Here is a 7,943-nt window from a genome sequence, read left to right as displayed (position 1 = left end):
CTCTTACGTCACTCATCTGACCGAGGACGGGGTCGACCGCCGGTTCATCCAGCAGCAGGTCGGTCATGAGTGCGACAGCTCCCTGGCCATCTACACGCACGTCAGCGATGACTTCATGAACACTTCCCTGCACAAGGCACTGGCTCCGGCGTTCGCCGGGGCCTGACAGGAGGGATCCGGCGATGGCCGCCAAGCTCGACTACCACTGGCACCTGCGCAAGGTCATGGCGGACCGCGGGATGTTCTCCACCACCGATCTCATCCCTCCGCTCGCCGAACGCGGCATCAGCCTGTCGTCGAGCCAGGTCTACCGGCTCGTCGTCGAGCGGCCGGAACGACTGAGCCTGAAGATCCTCATGGCCCTGCTCGACATCCTCGACTGCACCATGGACGACCTCATCGAGCCCGTCGCGGCGGCTGGGGCCGTGAAGAAGCCGAAGAAGGCGGCCGTCGGCAGCGGCACGGCATCCGGTTCGGAGGGACTTGGTGGACTGCGGCCCAAGCGGGCCAGGATCAGGGGTGTTGACCGGTCATGACCACCGCTGACCATCTCGAACGCGCCGTCGCGGACCCGATCGGCCTGATCACTGACCTCGTCTCAGACGTCGAGAAGGGACTCGACGCCGAGGCCATCCGGGCTGTGGTCACCGCGGTCGCGGGCGGTCGCGCGAAGTCGCGGCGCCTGGCGGAGGCCCTGGCGATGCGGCCCGCCGTCCTGACCGACGGCCGTTCCCCGGCCCCCCGGGCCATCGGCGATCTGCTCACCGGGCTCCGCAGGGTCGGCGCCTCGGCGATCTCACCGCCGGTCTGCGCCGAGTGCGGCAAGAAGCTGCGAACCTTCCAGCGGCAGGGCCAGGACTGGTACTGCTCGGTCTGCGGGCAGGAAACCACCGAGTGCACCGCCTGCGGCAACGTCCGACGCATCGGCTTCCGGGACCGCAAGGGCCTGCCGCGCTGCAAGATGTGTCCCGACAACGACAACCGCGATCCGGTCACGGTCGTCCACGAGGTGATCACCGCGATCGCCCCGGACGCCGACCGCGACGTGATCGCCGAAGCCCTCCGCCGGACGGCACCCCAGCGTCCCACCTATCGGCAAAGAGTGGTCTGGGCTCTGGAGGAGAACCCCTGTCTACTGACCGGAGAGGGCTATCTGGCGCCGCATCGCGCCATCCTGCGGTTCATCGACCTGCTGCACGAGGCAGGCGTCGCCGGGATCGTCCGGCCCGCCTGCCCTCGCTGCCACCGGGTTGTCCGTATTGACAAGCCGCTGGAGGGGCAGCGGGTCTGCCGCAACTGCATCGCCAAGTCCCGCATCGAAGAATGCGTACGCTGTGGTGCTCGGCGCGAACCGGCCACCCGTGACGCCCAGGGGCGACCGCTGTGTCCGAACTGCCTGATCAGGGAACCGGCCAACCGGGAGACGTGCACCGTCTGCGGCGAGTCACGCATGGTCAGCTGCCGCACCGCCGAGGGGCCGATCTGCCCGAACTGCCGCCCCTTGCCCATACTGCTCTGCTCGATCTGTGGCCGCACCGCACCCTGCACACTCTCGAAGCTCACCGGCCTGCCCCGCTGCGGCGGCTGTGACCGACGCCCGGCTCACTGCACTGTCTGCGGCCGACTGCGTGGTATCCACTCCGGCACCGCCGACGCCCCCGTCTGCGGCCCCTGCACCACACCGGATGCCGGGCTCTGGCGCCCATGCCCCACCTGCGGACAAGCCGAACGGCTGCACGCTCCTGGCCCGTGCCCCCGCTGCACCCTCAAGCAGCGGCTCCACGAGATCCTCGCCGATGACACCGGCTCCGTATCCCCGAAGCTGCGACCCCTCCATGACGACCTGGCCAGTACCGAACGGGCCGGCACCGCGATGAGCTGGCTCTCCAAGGGCATCGTCGCCACCGTTCTGTCCGACCTCGGCTCCGGTCGCCGGCCCCTCAGCCACGAGGCCCTGGACGAACTCCCCGAAGGCAAGGTCGTCGAGCACATCCGCAGCGTTCTCGTCGCCACCGGGGCCCTGCCCAAGCGGGATGAGCAGATGGTCCGTCTCGAACGGCACGTGAAGGACCTCGTTGCCTCCCATGCGACCGTCGAGGGACGGAAAATCCTGCACCGGTACGCGTCTTGGCACCTTCTGCGCCGGCTTCGCCGTCGCAGCCGTGGCAAGGAGATCACGCACTACCAGCTCCAGGTCGCACGGCAACATCTGCGGGCGGCCGTCTATCTCCTGAACTGGCTCGCGGGCCGGAACCTGACCCTTGCCACCTGTCGCCAGACCGACCTTGAGCGCTGGATGACCAGCGACGACGTCCGTCTTCGCCTGGAGGCGGGCCACTTCGTGCGCTGGGCGCTTTCCCAGAAGATCGCCCGCGATCTCAGCTTTCCGGCCGTGAGATGGAACGGCCCATCCCAGGCGATGGACGTCGAGGCTCGCTGGGACACCGCTCGTCGCCTGCTGCACGACGACACCCTCAAGTCCGAAGACCGCCTCGCCGGCCTGCTGTTGCTCCTCTATGCGCAGTGGCCCGCGGCGATCTCCCGGCTCACCGTCGACCATATCGAGGAGACGGACGGAGTGGTCCGCATCCGCCTCGGCGCCGTTCCGGTGGACCTGCCCGCGCCCGTTGCTGAACTGGCCCTCCAGCAGGTCGAGTTTCGCCGCAGCCATGCCGTCCTCGGCCGGACAGACTCGCCCTGGCTCTTCCCCGGAGGCCAGCCCGGCCGCCCGATCAGTGCCTGGGCCATGGGCGAACGGCTCCGCAAACTCGGCATCCGGCTCGCGGAGAGCCGCTCGACCGCGCTGTTCCAGCTCGCCACCGAACTGCCCGCCGCAGTCCTCGCCAGAACCCTCGGCATCGACATCACCGTCGCCGTCAAATGGCAGCGAGCCGCCGCCGGAGACTGGGGCGCCTACGCGGCCGAAGTCAGCCGCCGGACGACTGCCGAGCAAACGTGATCTAGCGCAGAGCGAGGAGCCCTGCTTCGGTCGGTCTGAAGCCGCACGCGTCGAAGTAGAAAGGACGCAGATGCCCTTCAAAGTCAACGTGGAGCCATTCGCAGTCCGCTGCACGGGCGCCTTGGGCCGCGGCCGTCACGAGTCCGGTCCCGACACCGGTCTTGCGCATGTCCTGGGCGACCATCGTGTCGAGAACGAAGGCATGGACGCCACCGTCCCAGGCGACGTTGACAAACCCTACGAGCCTGCCGTCGTTTCGGGCACAGACCCAGCCGAGGCTGTGACGCTGCACTCGTGTCTGCCAATCGATGTTCCCCTGAACGTGACCGAACGCCTCCGCGTGGAGCGCGTTGACGGCGGCATTGTCGAAATCACCGCGCCACTCATACGTGATCGTCATGGGCCGCATCGTAGGCCGCGAGGCGCCCGATCCACCCCTGCCCTTTGGGGCCCATGCCCCTTCAGACCGAGGCATTCCGAGGGTTCCGATACCCGACTCCACCATTACCTGCCGGACGTCACGAGATCGTCGAGGCCGTGCGTGCGCATCATGATCGTCAGGAACAGCTGGCCCGGCTCCCAGAAGTTCCCGCGGCCGGATACCGGCCTGAGGCTCTCAACGACTTGTTCGGGGGTTCCTGGTGACAGCCCGCGTGCGGCACCTCGTCGACCGGAGCGCTAACGGCCCCGGAAGGCCAGTACGTGTTCCCCAGGCAGCCGGCGGCCCCCTGGAACAGGCTCGCGCGAAGTTCCCCGCCCGCGAAAGCGGAACGCAGTGGATGGCGTCCTGCATGTCGGCAGACGACGTTCTGAACATGCTGCGGCAGGGGCCGTACAACGCGACGGTCGAGAACACCATGTGGTACCGGCTCGCGGGGGCTCGCGCCGTTCTCACGTGGCTTGCCGGATTTCCCGGCATAAGCTGGCAGGAACGATGGTTGGCATCCCCGGCCGCAGAGTGTCCTCGCCGGTGGTCCGAGCAAGGGCACCTGTGGGTCGCCGCAGCCACCGAGGTGAAGCGACGTGGCACCGTGCAATCCGGGCTGCTGGTCCTGGCCGGAGCTGACGTGATCCGCCTGCCGCTGCAGTGGCTGGTCGGTCACCGTAGCGCCCAGCTGCGTGGATTCGTGGAGGAAGCCCGCGATCCGGCCGGCTTCACCCTGCTGAAGAACGGCGTCGGCCAGCAACAGTGGAAAACCCGATCGGGCAGCAAAGCGCGCCTGGCACTGACCAGGATCCTCCTTGCCAAGGGCGGCACCATCGCCGACATCGCGGTCGGTGACGCGCTGGAGTACGACGCGGCCCTCCGGCAGGCGGGAGCAAGCAGTACTGGCGGCGCCAGCACGCTGTACTACGCCTGGCTGCGCGAGCTGGGCGGTTTGCCGGGCGACGCGCCGACGACACTGCGTCTGCTTGGCCGTGTCACCGGGCAGCTCACCTGTGAGCAACTGGTGGACCGACACGGTGTGGCAAACGGTCCGATCCGGGGGCTGCTGATCGACTACCTCGAGGAACGTCGCCATCGGCTGGACTTCGGAACCCTCGACAATCTGGCCCGCAGCCTCACCCGGAACTTCTGGTCCGACCTGGAACGGCATCACCCAGGCATCGCCTCCCTCGATCTGGCACCTGATGTGGCCGCTGCGTGGAAGGAGCGGATGCGGACCCGGGTCAAGCGGTGTCGTCGTCCCGACGGCACCCTGGAGGTACAGGTGGTCGAACGGGCCGACCGGGCCCTGCAGATGATGGCGGTCCGCGCGTTCTACCTGGACATTGCGCGCTGGGCCTTGGAGGAACCGGCGCGATGGGGGCCGTGGGCCGCGCCTTGCCCGATCAAGGAAGCCGAGGTCCAGGACGGCAAGCGCGCCAAGCGGGTCAAGGCTCGCATGGACCAGCGCACCCGCGAACGTCTCCCGGCCCTGGAAACCTTTGCCCAGGCCGCGGCTGACCATCACCGTCACCTGACTACCTGCCTGGAGACCCTGCGCGCGGTGCCACCCGGCGCGCAGTTCACCGTTGGCGGATCCGTCTTCGTCCGTTCGAAGAACGGCGGCGACTGCGCCCGGGACATGGCCGGCACGCGCGTGCATCTTGATCTGGCCGAGCATCGGGCGTTCTGGGCCTGGGCAGCGGTCGAGTTCCTGCGCCACACTGGTGCCCGCATCGAGGAGATGCTGGAGATCAGCCATCACTGTCTGGTCCAGTACCGGCTGCCCACCACCGGCGAGATCGTCCCGCTGCTGCAAATCGCACCGTCCAAGACCGACCAGGAGCGAGTCCTGCTGGTCAGCCCCGAGCTCTCGGATGTGCTCTCCACGATCATCCGTCGCGTCCGCGACCCGCGCTCAGGTGCCATTCCGCTCGTGGCCGCCTACGACTACGAGGAACGCGTCTGGAGTCCACCCGCGCCTCTGCTGTTCCAGTGGGACCGTGCCGGTGAGCGCTCTCGTATGAGCGGTGAGCTAATCCGCCGTTCCCTGGGAGAGGTCCTGGCCTTCATCGGCCTGACGGACGCCACCGGCCAGCCCCTCGACTTCGCCCCGCACGACTTCCGGCGCATGTTCGTCACGGACGCCATCCGCTCTGGCCTGCCGCCTCATATCGCCCAGGCCATCGTCGGCCACTCCAACATCAATACGACCATGGGCTACAACGCCGTCTACCCCACCGAGACGATCGAGGCACACCGCGCCTTCACCACCCGCCGACGAGCCCTGCGTCCCGCCGAGGAGTACCGAACCCCCACCGACAGCGAGTGGGAGGACTTCCTCGGACACTTCGAACGCCGCAAGCTTTCTGTCGGCACCTGCGCCCGCGCCTATGGCACCGCCTGCATCCACGAACACGCTTGCGTCCGGTGTTCCCTCCTGCGCCCCGATCCCGCCCAGCACAGTCGGCTAGTTGAGATCCGAGACAACCTGGTCAGCCGGATCGTCGAAGCAGAGAACCAGGGCTGGCTCGGGGAAGTCGAAGGGCTACAGGTCAGCCTCGCCGGCGCAGAGAACAAGATCAGACAGCTGGAGTCCAGCCCACGAGGGCCGACCCTTCTGGGTATTTCCGCTGTACCAGCGCGCACGCCCTGTCCATCGGATCTTTAGATCAGTATGGTGATGGGGTCATGGCTCTGATCTTGCTGTTCGCCGCGCCTGCCATCATCGGCATACCAACTGCCATGGTGTGGCTGCTGGGACGGCACGCGAAGGTGCCCAGTTGGATGCTGATCGTCTTCTTGCTGGCCGGTTGGCTGACCGTGTTGGTCGGCTGGACTCTCTCACAGCGCGCTCAGCCGTTCCTGTTTCCTGAAACCTCGCCCTGCTACGGCACGAGCGGCACTCCTGTCTCGCAGTACTTCCCGCCCGACTCCTTCTGTCGCCATGCCGACGGGGAGTTGCGGACGGTCAACGGGGCGAACGCCAAGCTCATGTTCTGGAGCGCCGCCAATACCACCTTGGCAGTGATGATTGGCGCAGCTTTCGTCCGGCGTCACCAACGATCTCGGTCGTGATCGCCCCAACGCTGGCCGTCATGTCCTCGAGCGTCGTCTTTCGGCCGGGCAGCTGGCATCTGCCACGAACACACTCGTGACTGAGGGCGGGGGTGGCCAGTAGCATCCGGGCCGTGCCACTTCAGACGCGGATCCAACTCGATGCTGACGAGCGCAATCGCTACTCGTGGCGGGCTGGGTTCGTAGTGCTGACCTTCATCGGTATGTCGGTCGCGGCTGGACTCACGACACCAGCCGCTGAGCGATGGTGGTGGATCGGTGGCATCGTCGTCTTCTCCTGCCTCGTACTGCTTTCCATGGTCAATCAGGCGACAGGAGCGACGCTCCTCACTCCAAGGGGCATGGAGTTCCGGACCGTCTTCAGCCGTCGAGTAGTCCCTTGGGGCGAGGTCGTGAGCGTTGAGAAGCGATACCGCACAGGGCGGAACGGCACATGGTCCTACGTGCGCGTTCGCCGCGCGCACGGCAGAGCTCTCACACTTCCAGGCATCTTCACCGCGCGCTGGAACGACCCCAAGTTCGAGGCGAAGTTGGCTGCGATCCGGCAGTACCTGGCCCGTGTGAACAACGCCTGATACTGCGGCAGTAGTTCAGAGAAGTGACCAGGCCAAAGGAAATGGCTCCGGTCCACAAGGGCCGCGGCATCCGTACCTCCAGGCCCCCCCCTGGCGGGTAGTGGGACGGGAAGCGGACCAGCGCGCCAGGAAGGCGCGCTGACCCCGCGCGCAGACAGGGACGCGGTCGGGCCACCCGTACCTTGATCCTTGTGCCGGGCGGAAGTGATCGCATCACGAAGGCGCCAGCCCGGGGCCGCGGGCGGCCTTGTGCACGAGCAGAGATCAAGGCCGGCCCGGTGGACCAGAACTGCCCGCGGCCCGCCCGCCACACACCCGGTACGACTTCCCACCCACGCGGGTGACACCCGCCGGGCAGCAACGATTCTCCGCTGATCAGGGGCCGGAGCATGATCGGCATGACTCGTCATCCGCTGCGCCGCACCGCGCTCCTCACCGCCATTTCGGCGCTCGCCGGGATCGCGCTGACCACCGCCCCGGCCACCGCCACCGCAGCCGGCCCCCACACCCCCGCCCGCCAAGCCTCCGCCGGCCAGGCACCATCCCTCCGAGAGCTCCCCGAACCGCCGGACGCGGTCAAGGCCCGAGAGCTCCTCGCGGACCTGGTCGTGACCGGCGAGGACGACGTCCCCGGCTACTCCCGGGCGAAGTTCCCGCACTGGATCACCCAGCACGGCACCTGCGACACCCGCGAGGTCGTGCTCCAGCGCGACGGCCAGGACGTCGTCCAGGACGACCAGTGCCGGGCCGTGTCCGGCACCTGGTACTCCGAGTACGACGGCAAGACAATCACCTCCGCCTCCGGCATCGACATCGACCGCGTCGTCCCCCTCAAGGAAGCCTGGCGTTCCGGCGCATCGCAGTGGACGACGCCCGAGCGGCGCGCCTTCGCGAACGACTTGGT

General features: G+C 67.7%; 8 protein-coding genes. 7 read left to right on the top strand and 1 reads right to left on the bottom strand.

Translation table 11 applies throughout. The annotated features are described in order from the left end of the window. The first annotated feature begins 16 nt into the window (after positions 1–16). Genes EES42_RS44415 through EES42_RS44405 form a run of 3 tightly spaced genes read left to right on the top strand, consistent with a single transcriptional unit; the run spans position 17 to position 2,959 of the window. Positions 17–166: a hypothetical protein gene (locus EES42_RS44415; protein WP_346775452.1), complete on the top strand. Its 150-nt coding sequence runs from the start codon at positions 17–19 to the stop codon at positions 164–166. A 16-nt stretch (positions 167–182) separates the two neighbouring features. Next, positions 183–536: a helix-turn-helix domain-containing protein gene (locus EES42_RS44410; protein WP_103759646.1), complete on the top strand. Its 354-nt coding sequence runs from the start codon at positions 183–185 to the stop codon at positions 534–536. Then, a complete protein-coding gene (locus tag EES42_RS44405; protein WP_124723855.1) occupies positions 533–2,959 on the top strand; it encodes a hypothetical protein in 2,427 nt (808 codons plus the stop codon). The genes EES42_RS44410 and EES42_RS44405 overlap by 4 nt, the downstream gene beginning before the upstream one ends. A gap of 1 nt (position 2,960) precedes the next feature. Here the strand turns inward: EES42_RS44405 and EES42_RS44400 are convergent, their stop codons facing one another. Further along, a complete protein-coding gene (locus tag EES42_RS44400) occupies positions 2,961–3,359 on the bottom strand; it encodes a GNAT family N-acetyltransferase (RefSeq protein ID WP_124723854.1) in 399 nt (132 codons plus the stop codon). Positions 3,360–3,750: 391 nt separating this feature from the next. Between EES42_RS44400 and EES42_RS44395 the strand changes: the two genes are divergently transcribed. The 4 genes from EES42_RS44395 to EES42_RS47210 form a co-directional block, all read left to right on the top strand. Further along, positions 3,751–6,057, top strand: coding sequence for a tyrosine-type recombinase/integrase (locus EES42_RS44395; RefSeq protein ID WP_164495618.1), 2,307 nt, complete (start codon positions 3,751–3,753; stop codon positions 6,055–6,057). Positions 6,058–6,077: 20 nt separating this feature from the next. After that, positions 6,078–6,464 (top strand): hypothetical protein, encoded by a 387-nt coding sequence (locus EES42_RS44390; protein ID WP_124723852.1) that lies wholly within the window; start codon positions 6,078–6,080, stop codon positions 6,462–6,464. Between the two features lie 113 nt (positions 6,465–6,577). Continuing rightward, entirely contained in the window at positions 6,578–7,039 is a 462-nt protein-coding gene (locus tag EES42_RS44385; protein ID WP_241197011.1) for a PH domain-containing protein, read from the top strand. A 398-nt stretch (positions 7,040–7,437) separates the two neighbouring features. Then, positions 7,438–7,943 (top strand): HNH endonuclease family protein (locus EES42_RS47210; RefSeq protein WP_241197010.1); only part of this gene is annotated, 506 nt, incomplete at its 3' end.

The organism is Streptomyces sp. ADI95-17 (assembly GCF_003846175.1).
In the GTDB taxonomy this organism is placed as follows: Bacteria; Actinomycetota; Actinomycetes; order Streptomycetales; family Streptomycetaceae; genus Streptomyces; species Streptomyces sanglieri.
This window is presented reverse-complemented; position numbering and strand designations above follow the sequence as displayed.